This window comes from Devosia aurantiaca, assembly GCF_011058215.1.
In the GTDB taxonomy this organism is placed as follows: Bacteria; Pseudomonadota; Alphaproteobacteria; order Rhizobiales; family Devosiaceae; genus Devosia; species Devosia aurantiaca.
Map to the genome: position 1 here is coordinate 93,766 of NZ_JAALFG010000002.1, position 24,770 is coordinate 118,535.

The 24,770-nt window shown below is 62.3% G+C and carries 21 protein-coding genes and 2 pseudogenes; 20 read left to right on the forward strand and 3 right to left on the reverse strand.

What is annotated here, in order from left to right; all coding sequences use genetic code 11:
• Positions 1–34 precede the first annotated feature (34 nt).
• The 6 genes and pseudogenes from G5575_RS07925 (at position 35) to G5575_RS21650 (ending at position 5,531) form a co-directional block, all read left to right on the forward strand.
• Positions 35–952 carry an AI-2E family transporter gene (locus G5575_RS07925; protein WP_164533867.1) on the forward strand — a complete coding sequence of 306 codons (918 nt, stop codon included), beginning with the start codon at positions 35–37 and terminating at the stop codon, positions 950–952.
• Positions 898–1,125 (forward strand): AI-2E family transporter, encoded by a 228-nt coding sequence (locus tag G5575_RS21045; RefSeq protein ID WP_164533868.1) that lies wholly within the window; start codon positions 898–900, stop codon positions 1,123–1,125. Before G5575_RS07925 ends, G5575_RS21045 begins: the two co-directional genes overlap by 55 nt.
• Positions 1,106–1,837 carry a P-loop NTPase family protein gene (locus tag G5575_RS07935; RefSeq protein WP_164533869.1) on the forward strand — a complete coding sequence of 244 codons (732 nt, stop codon included), beginning with the start codon at positions 1,106–1,108 and terminating at the stop codon, positions 1,835–1,837. The genes G5575_RS21045 and G5575_RS07935 overlap by 20 nt, the downstream gene beginning before the upstream one ends.
• Positions 1,830–3,995, forward strand: coding sequence for an RNA degradosome polyphosphate kinase (locus G5575_RS07940; protein ID WP_164533870.1), 2,166 nt, complete (start codon positions 1,830–1,832; stop codon positions 3,993–3,995). Before G5575_RS07935 ends, G5575_RS07940 begins: the two co-directional genes overlap by 8 nt.
• A gap of 147 nt (positions 3,996–4,142) precedes the next feature.
• Positions 4,143–4,928: pseudogene (locus G5575_RS21645) on the forward strand (Ppx/GppA phosphatase family protein); the annotation flags it as partial.
• A 39-nt stretch (positions 4,929–4,967) separates the two neighbouring features.
• Positions 4,968–5,531, forward strand: coding sequence for a hypothetical protein (locus tag G5575_RS21650; RefSeq protein ID WP_328766068.1), 564 nt, complete (start codon positions 4,968–4,970; stop codon positions 5,529–5,531).
• Here G5575_RS21650 and rnd read toward each other — a convergent pair whose 3' ends face one another.
• Positions 5,532–6,701, reverse strand: a complete 1,170-nt coding sequence (rnd, locus tag G5575_RS07950) for a ribonuclease D (RefSeq protein ID WP_164533871.1) — start codon at positions 6,699–6,701, stop codon at positions 5,532–5,534.
• A 183-nt stretch (positions 6,702–6,884) separates the two neighbouring features.
• Here rnd and aspS point away from each other — a divergent pair, with 183 nt between their 5' ends.
• The 14 genes and pseudogenes from aspS to G5575_RS08020 all read left to right on the forward strand — a co-directional run bounded on the left by aspS (position 6,885) and on the right by G5575_RS08020 (position 22,473).
• Positions 6,885–8,675 carry an aspartate--tRNA ligase gene (gene aspS / locus G5575_RS07955; protein WP_164533872.1) on the forward strand — a complete coding sequence of 597 codons (1,791 nt, stop codon included), beginning with the start codon at positions 6,885–6,887 and terminating at the stop codon, positions 8,673–8,675.
• A 121-nt stretch (positions 8,676–8,796) separates the two neighbouring features.
• The gene (locus G5575_RS21655; protein ID WP_164533873.1) at positions 8,797–10,398 is read left to right on the forward strand and encodes an EAL domain-containing protein; all 1,602 of its coding nucleotides are present in this window, start codon (positions 8,797–8,799) and stop codon (positions 10,396–10,398) included.
• A gap of 82 nt (positions 10,399–10,480) precedes the next feature.
• Positions 10,481–12,766 carry an NADP-dependent malic enzyme gene (locus G5575_RS07965; RefSeq protein ID WP_164533874.1) on the forward strand — a complete coding sequence of 762 codons (2,286 nt, stop codon included), beginning with the start codon at positions 10,481–10,483 and terminating at the stop codon, positions 12,764–12,766.
• Positions 12,763–13,053, forward strand: coding sequence for a Dabb family protein (locus G5575_RS07970; protein WP_164533875.1), 291 nt, complete (start codon positions 12,763–12,765; stop codon positions 13,051–13,053). The genes G5575_RS07965 and G5575_RS07970 overlap by 4 nt, the downstream gene beginning before the upstream one ends.
• 112 nt (positions 13,054–13,165) lie before the next feature.
• Positions 13,166–13,513: an FtsB family cell division protein gene (locus G5575_RS07975; RefSeq protein WP_164533876.1), complete on the forward strand. Its 348-nt coding sequence runs from the start codon at positions 13,166–13,168 to the stop codon at positions 13,511–13,513.
• 113 nt (positions 13,514–13,626) lie between these two features.
• A complete protein-coding gene (gene pdhA / locus G5575_RS07980) occupies positions 13,627–14,646 on the forward strand; it encodes a pyruvate dehydrogenase (acetyl-transferring) E1 component subunit alpha (RefSeq protein WP_164533877.1) in 1,020 nt (339 codons plus the stop codon).
• Positions 14,647–14,654: 8 nt separating this feature from the next.
• Positions 14,655–14,999 carry a hypothetical protein gene (locus G5575_RS07985; RefSeq protein WP_164533878.1) on the forward strand — a complete coding sequence of 115 codons (345 nt, stop codon included), beginning with the start codon at positions 14,655–14,657 and terminating at the stop codon, positions 14,997–14,999.
• Between the two features lies 1 nt (position 15,000).
• Positions 15,001–16,389: a pyruvate dehydrogenase complex E1 component subunit beta gene (locus tag G5575_RS07990; protein WP_164533879.1), complete on the forward strand. Its 1,389-nt coding sequence runs from the start codon at positions 15,001–15,003 to the stop codon at positions 16,387–16,389.
• A gap of 11 nt (positions 16,390–16,400) precedes the next feature.
• Positions 16,401–17,786, forward strand: coding sequence for a pyruvate dehydrogenase complex dihydrolipoamide acetyltransferase (locus G5575_RS07995; RefSeq protein WP_164533880.1), 1,386 nt, complete (start codon positions 16,401–16,403; stop codon positions 17,784–17,786).
• A 9-nt stretch (positions 17,787–17,795) separates the two neighbouring features.
• The gene (locus G5575_RS08000; RefSeq protein ID WP_164533881.1) at positions 17,796–18,383 is read left to right on the forward strand and encodes a GNAT family N-acetyltransferase; all 588 of its coding nucleotides are present in this window, start codon (positions 17,796–17,798) and stop codon (positions 18,381–18,383) included.
• Positions 18,384–18,386: 3 nt separating this feature from the next.
• Positions 18,387–19,825: pseudogene (lpdA, locus tag G5575_RS08005) on the forward strand (dihydrolipoyl dehydrogenase).
• A 123-nt stretch (positions 19,826–19,948) separates the two neighbouring features.
• Positions 19,949–21,001, forward strand: a complete 1,053-nt coding sequence (locus G5575_RS08010; RefSeq protein ID WP_164533882.1) for a Gfo/Idh/MocA family protein — start codon at positions 19,949–19,951, stop codon at positions 20,999–21,001.
• A 74-nt stretch (positions 21,002–21,075) separates the two neighbouring features.
• Positions 21,076–22,026: a lipoyl synthase gene (gene lipA / locus G5575_RS08015; protein ID WP_164533883.1), complete on the forward strand. Its 951-nt coding sequence runs from the start codon at positions 21,076–21,078 to the stop codon at positions 22,024–22,026.
• On the forward strand, positions 22,027–22,473 hold the full coding sequence (locus G5575_RS08020; protein WP_164533884.1) for a type II toxin-antitoxin system RatA family toxin: 447 nt from the start codon (positions 22,027–22,029) through the stop codon (positions 22,471–22,473).
• Positions 22,474–23,021: 548 nt separating this feature from the next.
• Here the strand turns inward: G5575_RS08020 and G5575_RS08025 are convergent.
• Both G5575_RS08025 and G5575_RS08030 read right to left on the reverse strand, forming a co-directional pair.
• The gene (locus G5575_RS08025) at positions 23,022–23,528 is read right to left on the reverse strand and encodes a CinA family protein (protein WP_164533885.1); all 507 of its coding nucleotides are present in this window, start codon (positions 23,526–23,528) and stop codon (positions 23,022–23,024) included.
• On the reverse strand, positions 23,528–24,733 hold the full coding sequence (locus G5575_RS08030) for a bifunctional 2-C-methyl-D-erythritol 4-phosphate cytidylyltransferase/2-C-methyl-D-erythritol 2,4-cyclodiphosphate synthase (protein ID WP_164533886.1): 1,206 nt from the start codon (positions 24,731–24,733) through the stop codon (positions 23,528–23,530). Before G5575_RS08030 ends, G5575_RS08025 begins: the two co-directional genes overlap by 1 nt.
• Positions 24,734–24,770: the final 37 nt, after the last annotated feature.

Genomic DNA, 24,770 nt, shown 5'->3' on the forward strand with positions numbered 1-24,770 from the left:
TTCGCATACCTAGACGCAAGGGCCGGCCGGCGCCATGACACTTAGAAATCAAGTCGCGATCTGGATTGCCCTGCTGGTCGCCCTGATCCTTGCCTTGTGGATATTCCGCGGCGTGCTTTTGCCCTTCGTGGTGGGCGCGGCGCTCGCATACCTCCTCAACCCGCTGGTCAACCAGTTGCAGAAGTGGCGCTTCAGTCGCGCCTGGGCGACCGTCGTGGTCCTGCTGTGCATGCTGGCCATCGTCGTCGGCCTTTTCTTCATGCTGGTGCCGCTGATCGGCCAGCAGATCATCGGCCTCATCCAGCGTCTTCCAGCCTTGGTGCGTGATCTTCAGGCGCTCGTCGAACGCTACTCGCCCGAAATCAACGCCTGGCTCGGGCCCGAGCGCGCTGCGCAATTGCAGACCAGCATCAACGACCTCACCCGACAGGCCCTGGGCTTTATCGCCACCCTGCCAGCCGAACTGGTGAACATCGGCCTCACCGGCGCGTCCGTCGTCGGCTTCACCGTGCTTGCCCCAGTCGTGGCCTTCTACCTGCTGCTCGATTGGGAAGGCATGGTGCGCGGCATCGATAGTCTCCTGCCCAAGGTGCACAAGGGCGAGATCAAGGGCATCCTGCTCGAGATCGACCGCTCCATGGCCGGTGTTATCCGCGGGCAGGGCGGCGTGCTGCTGATCGACGCAGCCTTCTATGCAACGGCGCTGAGCCTCGTGGGCCTCAACTACGGCCTCGCGGTCGGCCTCATCGCCGGGCTGATGAGCTTTATTCCCTTCGTGGGATTTGCCGTTGGTTTGGGCCTGTCGGTCGGCATCGCCTTCGTGCAGTTCGCGCCCAATTGGTGGATGGTGGGGCTCGTCGCCGGCATCTTCCTCTTTGGCAGTTCATCGAGGGCAACGTGCTTTATCCAAAGCTTGTCGGATCCTCGATCAACATCAACCCGGTCTGGATGATGTTTGCCCTCCTGGCCCTCGGCGCCGTCTTCGGCTTTGTCGGCCTGTTGCTGGCCGTTCCGATGGCGGCGATCGCTTCGGTGCTGGTGCGCTATGGCGTGCGCAAGTACAAGGAGAGCATGCTCTATCTCGGTCCTGACGAAGCGGCGACGCATGACGATGCCGCTGCCTGAAGGCGGCCCCCGCCAGCTACCGCTGGACTTCGGCCATCAACCTTCCCACGCGGAAGACGACTTCCTGGTCGGTGACGGCAACGCCCTGGCGCATGCCCGCATCCTCGCCTGGCCGCATTGGCCCGACGGCGTAACCCTGCTGATCGGGCCGACCGCGTCAGGCAAATCCCATCTCGGCCGCATCTTCGCCGAGCGCAGTAGTGCCTTGGCCGTCACGCCAGAATCGATTGCCGAAATTGCAGCGGGGCAGGGGCGTCAGCCGCTGCTGATCGAAGATGCAGATGCGCTTGACTACGACGAGCACCACCTCTTCCATCTTCTCAACCAGGCTTTGCGCGGCGAACGCACGCTGTTGCTGACAGCGCGTGACGAGGTTGTGCATTGGCCGCTGGCCACCGACGACGTGCGTTCACGCATTCGCCGCGCACCAGTTTTTCGCCTCGAGATCAGTGACGACATCGAACTGTCACAGATGTTCGTGAAATTGTTCGCCGATCGGCAGATCAAGGTCGATCCCAAGGTCATCGGCTACGTGGTGCCGCGCATGGAGCGCAGCGCCGAGGAAGCCGCTGCCCTGGTCGATCTTATGGACAAGCTCGCCCTTGCCAAGGGCGGGGCAATTACCCGCACTATAGCGGCGGAAGCCTTGGCGCATCGGCAGGATGCGCTGGGGACTGACCGGCAAACGGATTGGGACGCAGACGATGAATGAGATGAGCGAATTCGCCGAAGCCGAAGGCGCGGTGCCGGATATCGAGGCGCTGCGCAAAAGCCCGGCACGGTTCGTCAATCGTGAAGTCAGCTGGCTTCAGTTCAACATGCGCGTGCTCGAAGAAGCCGGAAATGAAAACCATCCGCTTTTGGAGCGGCTTCGTTTCGTTTCGATCTCGGCCAACAATCTCGACGAATTCTACATGGTCCGCGTCGCTGGCCTGAAAGGCCAGATTCGAGCTGGCCTTGCCAAGCAAAGCGCCGACGGCCTTTCGCCGACCGAACAGCTCGAGGAAATCGCGACGCTGGCCCAGCACCTCCAGCTCGAGCAGCAGGACCATTGGCAGAACCTGCGCGAAGAGCTGTTCGCGCAGAACGTCGTCATTCATGAAAGCGACGATCTCACCACCGAGCAGATCGCCTACCTGCAAAAGCTGTTCCGCGAAGAAATCTTTCCGGTTCTGACGCCGATCGCCGTCGATCCGGCGCATCCTTTCCCCTTCATTCCGAACTTAGGCCTAGCGCTGGCCTTCGAGCTCAAGCGTCCAGACAGCGACCTGCCGCTGACTGCTCTAGTGCGTATCCCCGGCAATCTTGACCGCTTCATCAGCCTGCCCTCGAGCCTCGTCTCCGAAGGCCGGAGCGAGGTTGTGACCATCGACACGCTGGTCAAGCTCTTCTTCCACAAGATGTTCCCGGGCCACGAGGTCGTCGGCTCCGGCGCCTTCCGCATCATCCGCGACAGCGAAATCGAAATCGACGACGAAGCGGCCGATCTCGTGGTCGAATTCGAGACGGCCCTGCGCCAGCGCCGCCGCGGACAGGTGATCCGGCTCGAAATCGAACGCTCCATGCCGCGCGCGCTCAAGCGCCAGATCGGGGAACAGCTCGGCGTCAAAGAAGCCGACGTCTTCGAGGTCCAGGGCTTCCTCGGACTCGCCGACGCGCGCAAGGTTTGTGATGTCGATCGCGCCGACCTCAAATTCCCGCCCTATCACGCCCGGTTCCCCGAACGCATCCGCGACTACAATGGCGACAGTTTTGCCGCTATCCGCGCCAAGGACATCCTCGTCCATCATCCGTTCGAAAGTTTCGACGTCGTCGCGCAGTTCCTGATGCAGGCGGCGCGCGATCCCGACGTCGTCGCCATCAAGCAGACCCTGTACCGCACCTCCGCCGATAGCCCGATCGTGCGCGCCCTGATCATGGCCGCCGAAGCCGGCAAGTCGGTGACCTGCCTCGTCGAGCTCAAGGCGCGCTTCGATGAAGAAGCCAATATCCGCTGGGCCCGCGACCTCGAACGCGCCGGCGCGCAAGTCGTCTTCGGCTTCATCGAGCTCAAGACCCACGCCAAGCTCAGCCAAGTGGTGCGGCGCGAAAAGGGCAAGCTCGTCAGCTACTGCCATATCGGCACCGGCAACTACCACCCGATCACGGCCAAGATCTATACTGACCTCAGCTACTTCACCATCGACCCCTCGGTGACCCGTGACGTGGCCCGCGTCTTCAACTTCATCACCGGCTATGCCCGTCCAACCGAACTCGAGACCATTGCCGTGTCGCCGGTCAACCTGCGCCAGACACTGGTCGACAACATCGCCCGCGAAATTGAACTCGCCCGCAGCGGTCAGCCAGCACATATCCTGCTCAAGATGAATTCCCTGGTTGATCCGCAGGTTATCGACGCGCTCTATGATGCCAGCCAAGCTGGTGTGAAGGTCGATCTTATCGTCCGCGGCATTTGCTGCCTGCGCCCCGGAATTCCAGGCTTTTCCGACAATATCCGGGTCAAGTCCGTGGTCGGTCGCTTCCTCGAACACAGTCGCATCTATTGCTTCGGCAATGGCGAGGCCATGCCGTCCACGCGTGCCAAGGTCTATATTTCCTCAGCCGACATCATGGGCCGCAACCTCGATGGCCGCGTCGAAGTCATGGTGCCGATCCTCAATAAGACCGTGCACAAGCAGATCCTCGATCAAATCCTGGTTGCCTATCTCAAGGACAATCAGCAAAGCTGGGAAGTGCTGCCGGATGGAAGTTCGCACCGCGTCCGGTTGGCCGAGGGTGAGGAACCCTTCAACGCACATAACTATTTCATGACGAACCCATCACTGTCCGGTCGCGGCCGGGCAGGTTCGGATGAAAGCGACGAGGGCTGAGTTTGACGCAATTTTGGGGGTCGACGCCGACCCGACTGCGCAGGGCCGCATCAAAGGTGCTCGTCCCGTTGCCGTGCTCGACATCGGGTCCAACTCGGTTCGTCTTGTAGTCTATGAGCGGCACGCCCGTTCGCTCACCCCCTCTACAACGAGAAGTCCGCCTGCGCCCTCGGACGCGGGATCGCCAAGAGCGGCAAGCTCTCCGAAGCCAGCATGAGCCAGGCCATCGAAGCCATCAAACGCTTCGCACTCGTGGCGCGCATGATGCGCGTCGGCAAGGTCTATATCCTGGCGACCTCCGCCGTGCGTGACGCCAGCAACCGTGCCGAATTCGTTTCCGCAGTCGAAGCGATCATGGAAACCGACGTCAATGTGTTGAGCGGGGAGCAGGAGGCCCATTTCGCAGCTCTGGGCGCCGTCGCCGGCATTCCCGGCTTCAGCGGCATTGTCGGCGACCTGGGCGGCGGCAGCCTTGAGTTTTCGGCCATCGATGCGGGCCACGACGCTAGCGGTGAATCGTTCGAACTCGGCGCCATCCGCCTTCAGGACGACTCGGATTCATCGCCTGTCCGTGCCGCCGAGCTCGTGCGCGGCAAGCTCAAGCACTCCATTCTGAGCAAGGCAGAACCGGACCTGCAGTTTGCGGCCATCGGCGGCACTTGGCGTTCTCTTGCCAAGCTGCACCAGATATCGACCGGCTATCCGCTGCACATGGTGCAGGACTACACCGTCCCAGCCGCTGAAATGATCTCGTTCTGCGACAGCATCGTCGCGAACAACTCTACCAAGAACTATGCCGGTGCTAGCGACGTCAGCAGTTCCCGCCGGGAACTCGTGCCTTTCGGCGCCGCCGCCATGAGTGAACTGTTGAAAGCCGGTCGGTTCGAAAGCGTCGTCTTCTCAGCGCTTGGGGTCCGCGAAGGCTTCCTCTATGGCCTGCTCGACGAACGCGAGCAGAACATCGACCCCCTGATCCAGGGCGCCGAAGAGCTCTCTACCCTGCGCTCGCGCTCGCCTGCCCACGCCCACGATTTGATCGAATTCACCGGCCAGTACATCAATGTGGCCGGCTTGGAGGAAACCGGCGCAGACCGTCGGCTGCGCATCGTTTCCTGCCTCCTGGCCGACATCGGCTGGCGCTCCCATCCCGACTACCGCGGCCCCCAAAGCGTCGACAATGTCGCGTATGGCTCGCTGACCGGCGTCGATCACCCGGGCCGCTCGTTTCTCGCCCAGGTCATGGCTATTCGCTACGACGGGCTGAAGAGCAAATCGGCGCATGATCTCATCGGTCTCGGGGCGCCGGCATTAACTGCACGCGCCCGCCTGATCGGCGCGATGTTCCGTGTTGCCTATCCGATGACCGCTGCCATGCCTGGCATCCTGCCGCGCATCCGCTTCTCCATCGACGGCAAGACGCTGCTCCTGCACCTGCCGACCGATCTCGCCTTTCTCAACGGCGACCACCTCCGCAACCGCCTCCGCCACTTCGCAGAAGAAGCCGGCTACGACGCTTCAAAGGTGCAGGTCGGCTAGCTACTCGGCGGCCTCGGTCTGCCCGACGGCGAACTCGATCACGCCCTTGCGGGTGGCCACGAGCCCGATGCGGCCGTGCTTGATCGCCAAAGCCTTTTCGCCAAACAACTTCCGGCGCCAGCCTTTGAGCGCCGGCACGTCGGCGTCGTCGTCCAGCACCAAGGCATCGATTTCATCGGAGGTGGCGATGATCCGGGCGGCCACGCCATGCTGCTCGGCGACGGCCTTCAGCAGAACACGCACGAGATCGCCCACCGCGCCCTTAGGCGAGGGGCCGCGATAGCGCTCCGGCATGTCGGGCAAGGCCGACTTGGGCAGCGCCTCGACATCCTTCATCAGCGCGATGATCTCGGCGGCGGCAGCGCTTCGGCCGAAGCCACGCGGTACGGCGCGAAGCTTCTCGAAGGCGTCCGGCGTCAGCGGACGCTGAGTCGCCAGTTCATTGAGCACATCGTCTTTAAGAATACGGCTGCGCGGCTGATCGGTTTCCTGCGCACGCCGCTCGCGCCATTGCGCCAGGACCTTGACCGCTGCAAGATCGCGCGGCCGGTTGAACTTCATCTTGAGCCGTTCCCAGGCCTGCTCGGGCTGCACCACATAGGTGTCGATGCTGCGCAGGATTGCGAGTTCGTCCTCGACCCAGTCCCAGCGCCGCGTCTGTTCGACCTGCTGGCGCAGCTCGCGATAAATGTCACGCAGATAGGTGACGTCCGCCAAGGCATACGTCATCTGCTTTTCGCTGAGCGGCCGTGCCGACCAGTCGGTAAAGCGCGACGACTTGTCGAGCTCGACCTTGCAGATCGCCCGCACCAGGCTGTCATAGGACGCACTGTCGCCAAAGCCGCAGACGCTCGCGGCCACCTGGGTGTCGAAGATATTATGCGGCACAGCCCCCGTCATCTTGACGAAGATTTCGATGTCCTGCCGCGCCGCGTGGAACACCTTGGTGACGTTCGGATTGGCCAGCAGCGCCATGAACGGCGCGAGCTTTATGTCGGGGGACAGCGGATCGATCAGCACCGCTTCATCGTCGGTGGCGACCTGAATCAGGCAGAGGCGGGGCCAGTATGTGGTTTCGCGCAGGAATTCCGTATCGACCGTCACGAATTCAAACTGTGCAGCGCGCTCGCAGAAAGCGGCGAGTGCGTCTGTGGAAACAATCACATCCATACCGTCTACCGTCTCAAAATAGTCAAGTTTCTCCTTAGCAGGTGGCGCGCCCGAGCACTACCGCGGATTTCCCTTGCGGTTAGCGGCCTAAAGCCGGTATGCCGCCTCGCTTGACAAGCGGGGACTGCCATGCGCTTTTCCCGCCCGAGAATCTGGCCTTTTTCCTAGCGTTTCGAGCACATCATGACCCTACATCGCTACCGTTCCCACACCTGTGGCGCTCTGACGGCGAATGATGCTGGCAATAGCGTGCGCCTCTCCGGCTGGGTGCATCGCGTGCGCGACCATGGCGGCCTGCTCTTTATCGACCTGCGCGACCACTATGGCATTACCCAATGCGTCATCGACCCTGATTCTGCTGCCTTCTCGGCGGCTGAAAAGGTGCGCTCGGAATGGGTGCTGCGCATCGATGGCGAGGTGAAGCTGCGCGACGCCGCTGCGGTGAACACCAACATCCCGACCGGCGCCGTCGAAGTCTTCATCCGCGACATCGAAGTGCTGTCCGCCGCCAAGGAACTGCCGCTGCCGGTCTTTGGCGATGCCGAATATCCCGAAGACATTCGCCTGCGCTATCGCTTCCTCGATCTGCGCCGCGAGAAGCTCCACAACAACATCGTCAAACGCACCAAGATCATTTCGGCCATGCGCGCTGGCATGGGTGGGGCAGGGTTTACCGAGTTCTCGACCCCGATTCTCACGGCGTCTTCGCCCGAGGGCGCGCGCGACTTTCTTGTGCCCAGCCGCATTCATCCCGGCAAGTTCTTTGCCCTGCCGCAGGCGCCCCAACAATATAAGCAGCTTCTGATGGTCGCCGGCTTTGACCGCTACTTCCAGGTTGCGCCCTGCTTCCGAGACGAAGACCCGCGCGCCGATCGCCTGCCGGGCGAATTCTATCAGCTCGACCTCGAAATGAGCTTCGTTACCCAGGAAGACATCTGGGCCACGGTCGAGCCGGTGATGACCGAGGTGTTCGAAAAGTTTGCCGAAGGCAAGCGCGTCACCCGCAACTGGCCGCGCATCCCTTACGACACGGCCATCCGCAAGTATGGCTCCGACAAGCCGGACCTGCGCAACCCGATCGAGATCGAAGGCGTCACCGAGCATTTTGCCGGCTCCGGCTTCAAGGTATTCGCCAACCAGATCGAAGCCGATCCAAAGGTCGAAGTCTGGGCCATTCCGGCCAGGAACAAGCCCGGCGCGGAGCCGATCGGCCGCGCCTTCTGCGACCGCATGAACGCCTGGGCGCAGGGCGAAGGACAGCCCGGCCTTGGCTATATCTTCTTCAAGGAAGGGCAGGGCTCTGGCCCGATTGCCAAGAATATCGGTGAAGAGCGTACCGCCGCACTCAAGGCGCAGCTTGGCCTCGACGACGGCGATGCCGTCTTCTTCGTCGCTGGCCGCCCGGAAAAGTTCTACAAGTTTGCTGGTGAGGCCCGCACCAAGGTCGGTACTGATCTCGGCGTCGTCGACACCGAACAGTATGCTTTGTGCTGGATCGTCGACTTTCCGTTCTACGAATGGAGCGAGGAAGAAAAGCGCATCGATTTTGCGCACAACCCCTTCTCCATGCCGCAGGGTGGCATAGAAGGCCTCAACGGTCCCGACCCGCTCTCGCTTAAGGCCTACCAGTACGACGCCGTCTGCAACGGCTTTGAAATCGCCTCCGGTTCGATCCGTAACCAGGAGCCCGAAACCATGGTCAAGGCTTTCGAGCTCACCGGCAAGTCCCGGGCCGAGGTCGAGGAACAGTTCGGTGGCCTTTACCGTGCCTTCCAGTATGGCGCCCCGCCGCATGGCGGCGCTGCCTTCGGTATCGACCGCATCGTCATGCTGCTCTGCGGTGTCGCGAACCTGCGCGAAATAACGGCCTTCCCGATGAACCAGCAGGCCGAAGACCTGTTGATGGGCGCGCCGAGCCCGGCCGACAACAAGCAGCTGCGTGAGTTGAGCATCCGTCTCAACGTCCAGAGCTGACTTGAACCACATGGTGGGGCCACGGGCCCCATCATGGTTAGCGGCGATTAACCAGCATTAATCGTCCGTTAAAGCCTGCGGCGCTAATCCTCGGAAACAAAGTTCCGGGCGGATTCGCGGCGTGAAGTCAAAGCTGACCAATGTCCTGATGCTGATCGGCGCCATCCTGGCGTTCGCGCCGATCGTTGCCGTGGACTATTTGCTCGATACCTATATCCGCTATCGCGAAAAGGCTGTCGTCCAGGAGTATGTGGCGACGGTCAGCGCCCATATCGACGCCTCGGCGATGGACGCCGTGTCGGCGCTGCGCAAGGTCATCGCCGACAGCCCCTCGCTTTGCACCCCGACCTTCGTTACCAATGCCCAGGCTGCGATCGAAAGCAGCATCAACATCAAGCAGTTCCTGGTCGAGAACATGGATGGCGTGCAGTATTGCGACGCCTATGGCCGCATTGTCAGCCACTCGCCCCTAAGCCAGCCCCTGCCGGTACCGGGCCTCACCGAAACCATCTCGGTGGTAAAATTTGGCGACATGGCCATGCCAGCGCTCAAGATCACCCAGACCTTCGGCGAGACCCGCCGCATCTCCGCGTTCGTGCCACTCCTCGGCCAAAGCGAAGCGGCCATCTCCGCCACCATGCGCCCCGCCGCCATGATGCGCGTGACGCTGACCAACGGGCTCGACATCGTCACCATCGGCGATCCGGCAGCCTTCGACCGCCGTGACAGCAATGCCGACTATATCAGCGCCCAGGGTTACGCCGGCCAATTCCCGATCCGCGTCGAAGAAGCCGTTCCTTTCGCCATGGCCCGAGCCGGCTATGCCGATCTCGACGTCGCCTTCACCGTCCTTGCCTGCATCGCCAGCGCCGCCTTCCTCCTTTTCAGCCTCCGCTACGTGCGCCGCTCCCGCGTGCCGGCCTTCAATCTCGAACGCGCCATCGAGCGCAACGAGATCAAGCCCTACTACCAGCCGGTCATCAACCTGCGCACCGGCGGCCTTGTCGGCTGCGAAGTCCTTTGCCGCTGGGAAAAGAAGAACGGCCAGGTCATCCCACCGGGCGCCTTCATCGATTATGCCGAAGTCACGGGCCTTGCCATTCCGATGACCGTGTCGCTGATGGAGCAAGTCCGCAACGACCTCGGGGAGCTCTCCAAAACCATCCCCGACATGAAGATCTCCATCAACCTCTTCGAAGGCCACTTCCGCGACGTCGGCATCGTCGAGGACGTGCAGGCAATCTTCGGCTCCTCACCGATCAGCTTCCGTCAGCTCGTGTTCGAAATCACCGAGCGCCGCCCGCTCAACAATTCCAGCGTCACCACCAGCGTCATCTCCGGCCTCCATGCCCTCGGCGCCCGCCTTGCCATGGATGACGCCGGCACGGGTCACTCGAACCTCGCCTACCTCGCCACGCTTGGCGTCGATGTCATCAAGATCGACCGCATCTTCGTCGACATGATCAAGCCCGGCACCACCCAGGTCCCGGTGCTCGATGGCCTTATCGCCATGGGCAAGGATCTTGACTGCGAAATCATTGCCGAAGGCGTCGAGACTGAAGAACAGGCGCTATACCTGCGTTCCCGCGGCGTGCTTCATGCCCAGGGCTATATCTTCGCCCCCGCACTCAGGATCGGTGCCTATAAGGACCTGGCGCTGGCCCTCCATGCTACCACCAGCCCGCAGCCGCGCATCGTCGCCCCCGCTGCCAAGGCCGCTTAAAGTCGTATTTCGCTGGCGAGCACTTTTCATTCCTCGCATTTGGTGGCACGTACGCGACCACTAGGCCGGAGGAAGGTTTCGCATGTCGAGCGACATCAACGAACAGCGCAGGGTGCTTCGTGAGGCGGCGCTGCATTTCCATGAGTTTCCCAAGCCTGGCAAGCTCGAGATCCAGCCGCTGAAGCCGCTCGGCAATCAGCGCGACCTGGCGCTCGCCTATTCCCCCGGCGTCGCTGCGCCCTGCGAGGAAATCGCAGAAAATCCGGAATCAGTCGCCCGCTACACCTCGCGCCAGAACCTCGTCGCCGTCATCTCAAACGGCACCGCCGTTCTCGGCCTGGGCAATATCGGTGCGCTGGCCTCCAAGCCGGTGATGGAGGGCAAGGCCGTCCTCTTTAAGAAGTTCGCCGGCATCGACGTCTTCGATCTCGAAATCGACGAGATCAATCCGGCCAAGTTCATCGAAGCCGTGGCGCCGCTCTGGCCCACCTTCGGCGGCATCAATCTCGAAGACATCCGCGCGCCCGACTGCTTCGAGATCGAGGAAGCTTTGCGCGAGCGCATGCCGATCCCGGTCTTCCATGATGATCAGCATGGCACCGCCATCATCGTCGGCGCCGCCGTCCTCAACGGTCTCGAGCTTTCCGGCAAGCGCATCGAAGACGTCAAGATCTGCACATCCGGGGCAGGGGCAGCGGCCATTGCCTGCCTCAACGTCCTTGTCGCCCTGGGCGCCAAATACGAAAACATCTGGGTTGCAGATAAGGATGGCCTCGTCACCCACAAGCGCAATGACGTCAACGACAAGTGGCGCGGTCAATTCCGCCGTGTCAGCGAAGCGACGACGCTGGCGGAAGTCATCGACGGCGCCGACGTCTTCCTCGGCCTTTCCGCTGCCGGTGCGCTCAAGCCCGAAATGCTGGCCAAGATGGCGCCCAAGCCGCTGATCCTGGCGCTGGCCAATCCCAACCCCGAGATCATGCCCGAACTCGCCAAGGCCACGCGCCCCGACGCCATGGTCTGCACCGGTCGCTCGGACTACGCCAACCAGGTCAACAACGTCCTCTGCTTCCCCTTCATCTTTCGCGGCGCGCTCGATGTGCATGCGACGACGATCAATGAAGAAATGAAGCTCGCTGCCGTGCGCGCCATCGCCAAGCTGGCGCATGAGCCGGGACTCGAAGTGTCGCCCTCCGGCCAGCCGGCCGTGTATGGTCCCGAGCACATCATTCCCAATCCCTTCGACCAGCGCCTGATCTTGCGCATCGCGCCGGCCGTCGCCCGTGCGGCTATGGAGTCCGGCGTCGCCAAGAAGCCGATCGAAGATTGGGACGCCTATCTCGATAGCCTCAACCGCTTCGTCTTCCGCTCTGGCCTCGTCATGAAGCCGATCATCGACCGCGCGCAGGGGCAGGGCAAGCGCATCGCCTTTGCCGATGGCGAGGACGAGCGCGTGCTGCGCGCCGCCCAGGTATTGCTCGAAGAGCGCATTGCGCGCCCCATCCTGATCGGCCGCCCGCAAGTGCTCGAAGCCCGCATCGAACGCTTCGGTCTCGGCATCCGCCCAGGCGTCGATTTCGAGGTCATCAACCCCGAAGACGATCCGCGCTACCGCGATTATGTCAGCCTTTTCCATTCGCTGGTCGGCCGCAACGGCGTCACGCCCGACACCGCCCGCACCATCGTTCGCACGAACACCACCGTCATCGGCGCCCTGGCCGTCAAGCGCGGCGAAGCCGATGGCCTGATCTGCGGCCTCCAGGGTCGCTACATCAAGCACGTCCGCGACATCCGCTCGATCATCGGCCTGCAGGACGGCGTCAGCGACGCGTCAGCGCTTTCCATGCTGATCATGCCGCGCGGCGCCTTCTTCCTCACCGACACATACGTCAATCAGAACCCCAGCGCCGACGAGATCGTCTCCATCGCGCTCCAGGCCCGCGACCACCTCAAGCGCTTCAACCTGGAAGCCCGCGCCGCGCTCCTCAGCTACTCGAACTTCGGTTCGCGCGACGGCGACAGCGCCTACAAGATGCGCGAGGTCTACGAAAAGCTCAAAGCCGCCGCGCCCGACCTCATCGTCGAAGGGGAAATGCAGGGTGACCTGGCGCTCAACGAAACGCTGCGCGAGCGCTACATCCCGGACACAGCACTCCGAGGCGAAGCCAATCTCCTGATCTTCCCCGATCTCGATGCTGCCAACCTTTCCATGACGCTGCTCAAGGAAATGAACAACGCTCTCGCCGTCGGCCCCATCCTCATGGGCACCCGCGCGCCGGCCCATATCCTTGCCCCGTCCGTCACCAGCCGCGGCATCGTCAACATGGCTGCCATTGCCGCCAATGAAGCCGTGGGTGCCGAAGCATGATCCGCCACACCGTCGTCTTCAGCCTCAAGCACGCATCGGGCTCAGCTGACGAACAGGCTTTCCTCGACGCCGCCCTGGTGCTGGCCGATATTCCCGGCGTCGAGAAGTTCGAGCGCCTCCGGCAAGTCAGCCCCAAGGCCAATTACGCCTTCGGCTTCTCCATGGAATTCGCCGACCAGGCAGCCTACGCGGCCTACAACGATCATCCCGACCACGTGGGCTTCGTGCGTGACCGCTGGGTGCCGGAAGTGGCAAGTTTTCAAGAGATAGACTACGTCGCGCTCTAGCGCTTCAACCCGCCCTTAACCCATTCTCAGCCATAGTGAACCGTCTCTACCTGGTTCGCCAATGCCCACCCGTCTTAAACGTCCATCCATCTGGCGACCGCTGGCTCTGACGGTGACCTTGCTCGCGTGCCAGGGCTACCTCGGCTATTCGGCGCTCAACGGGCAGTTCGGCATCGAAAACCGAGCCCAGATCGAAGCCGATATCGAAGTTCTGCAGGATCGCAGCTCCGCGCTCCAGGCCGAAATCGACGCCTTCGAGCATCGGGTCAACCTGATGAACCCCAAGCACCTCGATCCTGATCTCGTCACCGAGCGCGCACGCGCTTTGCTCAATATGGCGCATGCCGACGATTTGCTGATCATGGTCGACCCAAAGAGCGGTAAACCAATATCTGGTCAATTCGAAGAATTAATCGATGATCAGTTAATGCAGATAATACAAGCGGATTCAACGCTCTAGTCGCTTATGGCACTGGCTGCGGCCGCAATGTTATTGCCACAAAGCTTGCAGTATAGTGCGCCGCATGGCCTGATTGGCCCCTAGCGGTTTCCTGATCTTAAGCGGAGTGCATCATGGCGCGCAATGCGACGGCCACCAAGGCCACCACGCAGCCCAACGTTCCCCAGTTCACCCAGGAGCAGGATCTCGCCGCGTTCCGCGAAATGCTGCTGATCCGGCGCTTCGAGGAAAAGGCCGGCCAGATGTATGGCATGGGCCTGATCGGCGGCTTCTGCCACCTCTATATCGGCCAGGAAGCCGTCGTCACCGGCATCACCATGGCCTCCGAAAAGGGCAAGGATGCCCAGATCACCGGCTATCGCGACCACGGCCACATGCTGGTCATGGGTCTTGATCCAAAGGGCGTCATGGCTGAGCTCACCGGCCGCCAGGGCGGCTTGTCGAAGGGCAAGGGCGGCTCGATGCACATGTTCTCCAACGAGCATCGCTTTTATGGCGGCAACGGCATCGTCGGCGCCCAGGCCTCGCTCGGCACCGGCCTTGCCTTTGCCAGCAAGTACAAGGGCGATGGCTCCGTTTCGATCGCCTATTTCGGCGACGGCGCGGCCAACCAGGGCCAGGTCTACGAGAGCTTCAACATGGCCAAGCTCTGGAACCTGCCGGTCGTCTACATCATCGAAAACAATAAATACGCCATGGGCACCTCGATCGAACGCGCCGCTGCGACGACTGATTTCTCCATGCGCGGCGCTTCCTTCGATATCCCTGGCGAGCAGGTCGACGGCATGGATGTGCGCATGGTCTACGATGCCGCCCAGCGCGCCATCGAACATGCCCGTTCCGGCAAGGGTCCCTACATCCTTGAAATGCTGACCTACCGCTATCGCGGTCACTCCATGTCCGATCCGGCCAAGTACCGCACCAAGGACGAAGTGACCAAGTATCGCCAGGAACGCGATCCGATCGAGCAGGTTCGTGCTCGTCTCCTCGAAGGTGGCAAGATCACCGAGGAACAGCTCAAGGATATCGAGACCGAAATCCGCGCCATCGTCACCGAGGCCGCCGATTTCGCCACCAACGATCCCGAGCCCAACCCGTCCGAGCTTTGGACCGATATCACGATCGAAGCATAGCCGCCTCGATGAGCATTCTGCTTGGCGTCGTAATGGTGTTTGCCGTTCTGTCCGGGGCTGTTGCCGCGGCCCAGGCCGTGGCGATCAACCGCGTGCCCGCCGGGCAATGGCGGGGCTGGCTTCTGGGCTGGTGGCGCTTCGGCGAAATCGAGCAGCGCGCCGGCGCTGCCGAAGCCAGCCGGGTTAACATCTACAAGCGCGCCGTCATCGCCTGCCTGATCTTTGTCGTCTTCGGCCTGATTCTTAGCGGCTGGGCCACCAGCCAACGTTCTGATGGCGGTCTTGCCGCCGCAACAAACCTCAATCTCCGCTCTGTGGCCACCATGCCCGGCGCGACCTCGCTGGAGAGCTGATATGCCCCAAATCCTGATGCCCGCTTTGTCGCCCACCATGGAAGAAGGCAAGCTCGCCAAGTGGCTGGTCAAGGTCGGCGACACCGTCAAGTCCGGCGACGTCCTGGCCGAAATCGAAACCGACAAGGCGACCATGGAGGTCGAGTCGGTCGATGAAGGCGTGGTCCGCGAAATCCTGATCGAAGAAGGCACCGAAGGCGTCAAGGTCAACGCCCCGATCGCCTTCATTCAGGGCGAAGGCGAAGAAGTGGGCGAAGGCAATCGGCCCGCCGCCCAGGTTTCGACCTCGGACCCGGAAAAGGAGTCGCCGGTCGTCGCCACCACCCACGCCGAGCCCAAGTCTTCGTCCGCCGAAGCCCCCAAGTTCACGGCGCAGAGCGATCCCGATCTTCCCGAAGGCGTGGAAATGGTCGAAATGACCGTCCGTCAGGCGCTCAACGAAGCCATGGCCGAGGAGCTGCGCCGCGACAAGGACGTCTTCGTCATGGGCGAGGAAGTCGCCCAGTATCAGGGCGCCTATAAGATCACCCAGAACCTGCTGGAAGAATTCGGCCCCGAACGCATCATCGATACGCCGATCACCGAGCATGGCTTTGCCGGTCTTGCCGTGGGTGCCGCCTTTGCCGGCCTCAAGCCGATCGTCGAATTCATGACCTGGAACTTTGCCATGCAGGCAATCGACCAGATCATCAACTCGGCCGCCAAGCAGCTCTATATGTCCGGCGGCCAGGTCACCGCACCCATGGTGTTCCGCGGCCCCAACGGCGCTGCCGCTCGTGTCGGTGCGCAGCACAGCCAGGACTATTCGGCCTGGTACAGCTCGGTTCCCGGCCTCACCGTGATTGCGCCCTATAGCGCCGCCGACGCCAAGGGCCTGCTCAAGGCCGCCATCCGCTCGCCCAACCCGGTCGTTTTCCTCGAAAACGAAATCCTGTACGGCTCCACCGGCCTTGTCCCCAAGATGGACGATTTCGTGCTGCCGATCGGCAAGGCCCGCATTGCTCGCGAAGGCAAGGACGTGACCATCGTCTCCTTCTCCATGGGCATGCGCTACGCGACCCAGGCGACTGAAAAGCTGGTTGGCGCCGGCGTCGACGTCGAACTTATCGACCTGCGCACCCTGCGCCCGCTCGACATCGATACGGTCATCGCCTCGGTCAAGAAGACCGGCCGCCTCGTGACCGTCGAAGAAGGCTGGCCGCAGAACGGCATCGGCGCCGACATCTCAGCCCGCGTCATGGAACAGGCTTTCGACTATCTCGATGCCCCGGTCCTGCGCGTCACCGGCAAGGACGTTCCCATGCCCTACGCCGCCAACCTCGAAAAGCTGGCGCTGCCCAACGTTGATGAAGTGATCGCGGCCGTCAACGCCGTGACGTATCGGTCTTAGGGAGATCCGGGATGCCAATCGATATCACCATGCCGGCGCTCTCCCCGACGATGGAAGAGGGCAAGCTCGCCAAGTGGCACGTCAAGGAAGGAGATAGCGTCTCCTCCGGTGACGTGATCGCCGAAATCGAAACCGACAAGGCCACGATGGAAGTCGAAGCCGTCGACGAAGGCAAGATCGGCAAGATCCTCGTCGCCGAAGGCTCGGAAGGCGTTAAGGTCAACGCCGTCATCGCCGTGCTGCTGCAAGACGGCGAAGATGCTGCCTCTATCGGCTCCAAGCCGGCAGAAACGCCCAAGCCTGAAGCCAAATCGGAAGCGCCAGCGGCCGAAACTGCCAAGGGCGATGCCGGCACGCTGCAATATGACAAGGGCACGTCGACAACCTCCACCGACCCTGTTGGCAACAGCAATAGCGGTTCGAGCGCTCCCAAGCCTGTTCCTGCACCAGCTAAAGCCGAAGCCGGTCGTGTCTTCGCGTCCCCGCTGGCCCGTCGTCTCGCCAAGGACGCCGGCATCGACGTCTCGACCGTTGCCGGTTCCGGTCCTAAGGGCCGCGTCGTCAAGGCCGACATCGAAGCGGCAAAGGCCGGCAAGGGCGCAACCAAATCTGCCCCAGCCTCCGCAGCCGCGACTTCTGCCACGCCGGCTACCGGCATGAGCAAAAACCAGGTCATGGCGCTCTATGAGGAAGGCACCTACGAAGTCGTCCCCAATGACGGCATGCGCAAGGTCGTCGCCGCCCGCCTGACCGAGTCCAAGCAGACCGTTCCGCACTTCTACCTGACGCTTGATTGCAAGATCGACGCGCTGATGGCCGCCCGCGAGCAGATCAATGCCGGTGCCCCCAAGTCCAAGGACGGCAAGCCCGCCTACAAGCTCTCGGTCAACGACTTCATCATGAAGGCCTGGGCCATCGCGCTGCAGCGTGTGCCCACCGCCAACGCCACCTGGGCCGGCGACTCGATCCTCTATCACAAGCGCTCCGACGTCGCGGTCGCCGTTTCGGTGCCCGGTGGTCTCTTCACCCCGGTGGTGAAATCGGCCGACACCAAGACCCTGCGCGAGATTTCCGAGGAAGTAAAAGACCTCGCCACCCGCGCCCGTAACAAGAAGCTCGCGCCGCATGAATACCAGGGCGGATCGACCTCGGTTTCGAACCTGGGCATGTTCGGCATCAAGCACTTCGCCGCCGTGATCAACCCGCCGCATGGCACCATCCTTGCGGTCGGCGCCGGTGAAGAGCGCGTTTATCCCGAAAATGGCCAGATCAAGATCGGCCAGTTCATGACCGCCACGCTCTCCTGCGACCACCGCGCCGTCGATGGCGCCCTGGGTGCCGAGGTGCTGGGCGTGTTCAAAGGCCTGATCGAAAACCCGGTGATGATGCTGGCTTAAGGCAGGGCGATGACCATCCCCTATGACATCCGGCCGGCCCGCAAGTCCGACGCCGCCGAGATCGCGCTGCTGATCAGCATCGCGGTGCATGGCGACATGTGGGAAGAAGAAAAGGACGAGCAGGCCGGCGAAGTCTCGGGCCCGATCGAGGTCGGTCGTCTCGATCTCCTCAGTGAAGACGGTACTTTTTCCTGGTCGGACGCCTTCATGGCAGAGGCCAATGGCGAAGTCGCCGGCATGATCCTCGGCTACCGTAAGCCGGACGCCCGCCAGCCGGCGCCCCCAAACCTCTGGGCGCCCCTTGTGCCCCTGCAGGAACTCGAAGCCGAAAGCGCCGGGCTTTGGTATGTCGCCATGCTCGGTGTCCACAAGAACTGGCGCAGCCAGGGTGCGGGCTCGGCCCTCCTCGAACATGCCGACCAGCAAGCGCGCCGCACGAACGCCCGGGGCCTCGCCCTCGTCGTCGACGACGGCAACGGCGGTGCACGCAAATTATATGAGGGCCGCGGTTTCGTTGTACGCGACAGCCGTCCGATCGTCCCCTTTCCCGACAGCAAGCAGGACGGCAGCAATTGGCTCTTGATGGTGAAGGAATAAACCATGGCTGACCAATACGATCTTCTCGTCATCGGCGCCGGTCCCGGCGGTTACGTCGCCGCCATTCGCGGCGCTCAGCTGGGCATGAAGGTGGCCATCGTAGAGCGCGAGCACATGGCCGGCATCTGCTCCAACTGGGGCTGCATTCCCACCAAGGCGCTGCTGCGCTCGGCCGAAATCTACGGCCACATGAGCCACGCCAAGGATTATGGCCTCACCGCCACCCAGTTCGGCTTCGACCTCGACGGCATCGTCAAGCGTTCGCGAGCCATCGCGGCGCAAATGAACAATGGCGTTCAGTTCCTGATGAAAAAGAACAAGATCGACATCATCTGGGGCAAGCTACCATAACCAAGCCCGGCGAGATCAAGGTCGCGCCCAGCAAGAAGCCGGTGGTGCAGCCTCAGGGTCCCGTGCCCAAGAACGCGCTCGGCGAAGGCACCTACAAGGCCAAGAACATCATCATCGCCACCGGCGCCCGCCCGCGCGTGCTGCCGGGCATCGAGCCGGACGGAGACAAGATCTGGACCTATTTCGAAGCGCTGAAGCCGGCTGAAATGCCCAAGTCGCTTGTCGTCATGGGCTCAGGCGCCATCGGCATCGAATTTGCCTCCTTCTACCGCTCGCTCGGCGCCGACGTCACCGTCATCGAACTCCTGCCGCAGATCCTGCCGGTCGAAGATGCCGAAATCTCCGGCCTCGCGCGCAAGCGCCTCGAAAAGCGCGGCATCAAGTTCCTGACCGAAGCCAAGGTCGCCAAGGTCGAGAAAACCGTCTCCGGCATTGTTGCGCATGTCGAGACCAAGGACGGCAAGACCCAGCAGGTCGCCAGCGACAAACTGATCTCCGCCGTCGGCGTTCAGTGTAACATTGAAGGCCTCGGCCTCGAGACGGTCGGCGTCAAGACCGAGCGCGGCGCCATTGTCATCGACCACTACGGCAAAACCAATATCGACGGCATCTGGGCCATCGGCGACGTTGCCGGCCCGCCCATGCTGGCGCACAAGGCCGAGCACGAGGCCGTCATCACCGTTGAAAGAATCGCCGGCCTCAACGTCCATGGCCTTGATAAGACCAAGGTCCCCGGCTGCACCTATTGCGAGCCACAGGTGGCCTCCGTCGGCCTCACCGAAGCCAAGGCCAAGGAACTCGGTCGCGAGATCAAGGTCGGCCGCTTCCCCTTCGTCGGCAACGGCAAGGCCATTGCCCTGGGCGAACCCGATGGCCTCGTGAAAACCATCTTCGATGCCAAGACCGGCGAGCTTCTCGGCGCTCACATGGTCGGTGCCGAAGTCACCGAGCTGATCCAGGGCTTCGTGGTGGCCATGAACCTCGAAACCACCGAGGAAGAGTTGATCCACACCATCTTCCCGCATCCCACGCTTTCTGAAACGATGAAGGAAAGCGTCCTCGATGCCTATGGACGGGCATTGAATATCTAGCCGATTAGACCTCATTGTGAGCCCGTCGAATTACGAGGTTGGGCACACCGATCCTGCCACGATCTCGTCCTTCGATAAGCTCAGGATGAGGTCTAATGAGGTGTTCCGAAAGGAGTTATCCACATGGTCAAAGCCATTCAGATCGGGCTCGGAGCCTGGGGTTTTAGCTGGTCCAAGGACGTTATCCCCAATGTTCCCAGTGTCGAGATGGTGGGCTATGTGGATACGAGCCCCGAGGCGCAGCAGCGCGTCCAGACCGAACTCGGCATCGACCCCAAGCTTTGCTATTCGAGCCTTGAAGACGCGGCCCACAGGGCAGGGGCTGTCCTCGCCATCTGCACCCTGCGCACCGAGGCGCATTACCCGGTCGTAAAGCGCTGCCTCGAGCTCGGCCTCCATGTTCTGGTCGAAAAGCCTTTCACCACCACCATTGCCCAGGGCAAGGAGCTGGTGGCGCTCGCCAAGGCGCAGAACAAGCTCCTGATGGTCAGCCAGAACTATCGCCACCAGCCGGCGCCGATCGCTGCCGCCAAGCTCGTGGCGTCCGGAAAGTTCGGCCCGCTCAGCATGGTGTCCATCGATTTCCGCCGCCACGGTCCGAGCCAGGGCTACCGCTATTGGGATATGCCCGACCCCCTGCTTGCGGATATGTCGATCCACCATTTCGACCTCATGCGCTATGTGCTCGGGGACGAGGCCAAGCGCCTTTCCGCCCGCACCTGGAACCCGCCCGGCAGCCCCTTCCAATTCGATCCCACCGGCGTCGTCACCATCGAATTTGCCAAGGGCACCATGGTCACTTATCGCGCCAGCTGGATGAGCTCGCAGCCGGTCACCCCTGGGCCGGCGAATGGGTCATGGACGGCGCTGAGGGCACCATCTCCTGGACCTCCCGCATCATTTCCGCGACAAGCGCGGCCCCGAAAAGCTGGCGCTGCGTCCGCTCGACGGCGAGGTCGAACCGGTCGCGCTCGACGCAATCCAATACCCGGACCGCACCGGCACGCTGTCCACCATCGCCCGTGTTATCGAAACCGGCGAAATCCCGGTCGGCTTCAGCTCCGGCGAAGACAATCTCGGCTCGCTGGCCCTCGTGCAGGCATCGATCCTTTCGGCCTCCCGCGGCGGCGATTGGGTCGAGGTCGCCGAGGTCATCGGCTGACGCATAGAACGTAAGCACGAGGGTAGGGCGGGTTGAACCGGCCACCCAAGGGAGCGATATAACGGGCACCTGCCCAGCAAGGACTTTCATGGTCACGCTCATCGACATCGATGCCCGCCCGCGGCATCCCGAAAAGGCCAACCGCCCCGACAGCATCGTCCTGCGCAAGCCGGACTGGATTCGCGTCAAGGCGCCCGGCTCGCCGGTCTACAAGGAAACCCAGCAGATCGTGCGCGAGAACGGCCTCGTCACCGTCTGCGAGGAAGCCGGCTGCCCCAATATCGGCGAGTGCTGGAGCAAGAAGCACGCGACCATGATGATCATGGGCGAAATCTGCACTCGCGCGTGCGCCTTCTGCAACGTCCGCACCGGTCTGCCGACCGCGCTCGATCCGAACGAACCCGAAAACGTCGCCAAGGCCGTCGAAAAGCTCGGTCTTGAACACGTCGTTATCACCTCGGTCGACCGCGACGACCTGGCCGATGGCGGCGCGCAGCATTTTGCCGACGTCATCCGGGCCATCCGCGCCCGCAATCCGCGCACCACGATCGAAATCCTGACGCCGGACTTCCTGCGCAAGGATGGCGCCCTCGAAATCGTCGTCGCCGCCAAGCCCGACGTCTTCAACCACAATCTCGAAACGGTCCCGAGCAAGTACCTGAAGGTCCGCCCCGGCGCCCGCTACTTCCACTCGATCCGCCTGCTGCAGCGGGTCAAGGAACTCGATCCCACCATTTTCACCAAGTCCGGCATCATGGTGGGCTTGGGCGAAGAGCGCAACGAAGTGCTCCAGCTCATGGACGACCTCCGTTCCGCAGAAGTCGATTTCCTGACCATCGGCCAGTACTTGCAGCCAACCAAGAAGCACTATCCGCTGCAGCGCTTTGTGACGCCGGAAGAATTCAAGTCCTTTGCCACCGTTGCGACGGCCAAGGGGTTCCTTCTGGTGTCCTCGAGCCCGCTGACCCGCTCGTCCCACCATGCCGGCGAAGACTTCGCCCAGCTGCGAGCGGCCCGTATGGCAAGGCTCGGCCACTGAATGAAGCGTTTTTTCGAGCGGCACGTGCCGCACCTGCCGCAACGCATGTTCGAGATCGTGTCGGACATGGAAGACTATCCGCGCTTCATCCCCAACTGCCGGGCAATGGACCTCCGTCCGGAGCCGGCGGCGCCTGCCGGCACGAACGTCAAGCTCGCCAAGATGACGCTCTATTTCGGCCCCATCACCCAGGCCTATACCAGCCGCGTGACCCTAGACCCGGTGGCGCGCACCGTTCGCGCCAAGGCGGTCGACGGCCCCTTCAGCTACCTCGACTCCGTCTGGAGCTTCGACCCCGAAGGGCAGGGCACGCGCGTCCGCTTCGAGATCGACTTCAAGATTTCCAACCCTTTCATCGCCGCCATTGCCGAACCGGCCTTCGCCATGAAGCAGGAAGAAATTATGCAGGCTTTTATTGACGAGGCCGATCGACGGTTTGGCGCCTGATACGAGCAAAACACCCCTTCCTAGCGCCGCTAGGCTCCTCCGTCGCCAAGCTATGCTTGCCTTCCCCTCTGAGGGGGAAGGTGGGCATCGTGCATTGTCCACGATAGTGCCACAGCCACCCCGTTCACCTTCCCCTTGAGGGGAAGGCAAGCAAAGCTTAGGCACCCCGCGCCTTAGCGCAGCTCGGAAGGGGGTGTCGGCCTCTTCACGAACTCAATCTATCCCGTTTGTCCTCTCCCCCAGACTCCTCCGCTACATTCACCCCATCAGCCGGGTGGAGATGGGGTTGCAACGATCAACCGTCCGGCGACAGCCGGGAGGACTCTGTATCGTTACGGAGTCTGGGTCCGTGGACGGGGAGGCGAAATCTTCCCCTAAGACGCTGCCTGCCAGAAAACCCGGCGCTCCGAGACGTCTTGCGTCTCACATATAAAACTATTCACGAGGCGAAAGCCGTCTCGGGGCTCCATCACCTGATCATCAACCGGCGCCAGCCCCGACCGGCGCTTCGGCCTGCCTAGAGGCAGGCGGAACGTTCTTTGAACCCTTCAGTCCGGCTCGCTGGTCAGCACCTGCATGACCAGGTCAAGCGCCGCATCCACCGTCGCGCGCCGGATCGCATCGCGGCCTAGATCGCCGAACCGATGCTCGATCACCACGGTCGCAAGGTCCGAAGACACCGCTACATAGACGAGGCCGACCGGCTTCTTCTCCGTGCCGCCATCCGGACCGGCAATGCCGGTCACCGCAACCGCCAAGTCGACCTTTGCCGTGTTGCGCGCGCCATCGGCCATCGCCCGCGCCACCTGGTTGCTGACTGCGCCATAGTCGCCGATCAGCCGTGGCTGCACCTGGATCATGCGCGACTTGGCCGTGTTGGCATAGGTAATATAGCCGCCATAAAACACGGCCGAGCTACCCGCCACATCCGTCAGCGCGGCGGCGATCATGCCGCCAGTGCAGCTTTCGGCAGTGACCAGCGTCAAATTGCGCTCGGCGAGAAGGTCGATGATCTGCTGGTTGAGAGGCGGCACGGCCTGGGTCTTGATGGTCATCAGTCGAGCCCCGGCACTTCCACGCTTGCACTCGCTATGGCCACGATCCCTTCCTCCCGCCCGATGAACCCGAGCTTTTCATTTGTTGTTGCTTTTACCGCCACGCGGCTTGCAGAAACACCGAGAACTTCAGCGATCGCTGCACACATGGCGGGCACATGCTTTGCAATTCTCGGCGCTTCCGCAACGATTGTCACGTCAAGATTGACGATCCGACCGCCCCGCTGCTTCACCAGCTCGCCGGCATGGCGCAGGAAGACGCTCGACGCCGCCCCTTTCCACTGCATGTCGCTGGGCGGAAAATGCATGCCGATATCGCCTTCGCCGATCGACCCGAGAATGGCGTCGGTTAGCGCATGCAGCGCAACGTCGGCATCCGAATGGCCCTGCAGCTTGGCATGGTGCGGGATCTTGACCCCGCAAAGCCACACGCCATCGCCCGGCTCGAATGGATGCACGTCATAGCCGGTGCCGATGCGGGTTTCCATTCTGCTCTGTCCTTGAAGAATGCGTTCGGCCCGGGCAAAATCCTCGGGATGGGTGATCTTGATATTGTCCCGTTCGCCCTCGACCATGGCCACCCTCAATCCCGCCCATTCGGCGATCTCGGCATCGTCGGTAAACTCCCGCCGCACCGTGCCGCTGCGCATATGGGCCGAAATGATCGGTCCGAAGCGGAACCCCTGTGGCGTCTGCGCGGCAAAAAGCTGCTGGCGATCTTCCGTCGTACTTACAGAGATGCCATCGAGCGATCGCTTGATCGTATCGGTCACCGGCAAAACGGGCAGGGCGCCATCATGCTGATCGAGCGCCGCAATGACCTCGCCGATCAGCTTGGCCGACGCAAACGGCCGTGCCGCATCCTGGATAAGCACCCGGTCCGGCCGCGACGGCGCCAAGGCCTTTAAGCCCTCGAGCACCGAAGCCTGCCGGCTTGCGCCACCCGTCACCGGCGCCAGCAACCGAGGATCATCTAGGCCCAGAGCTCTATACTTCTCGGCATGGTCCGCATGGATCACGGGAACGATCTGCGTCACCGCCTCGACCGCGAGGAACGCCTCGATGGTCCGTTGCAACACCGCACGCCCACCGACTTTCCGATACTGCTTGGGATCAGCATGGCCGCCAGCGGCACGCTCGCCCTTGCCCGCCGCAACAATGATCACGGCTATCGACCTGGCTGGCATAAACTTGGGCACTCGCATCGAAATGTCGTAAGGCTCATGCTCTAACCGCCGCCTC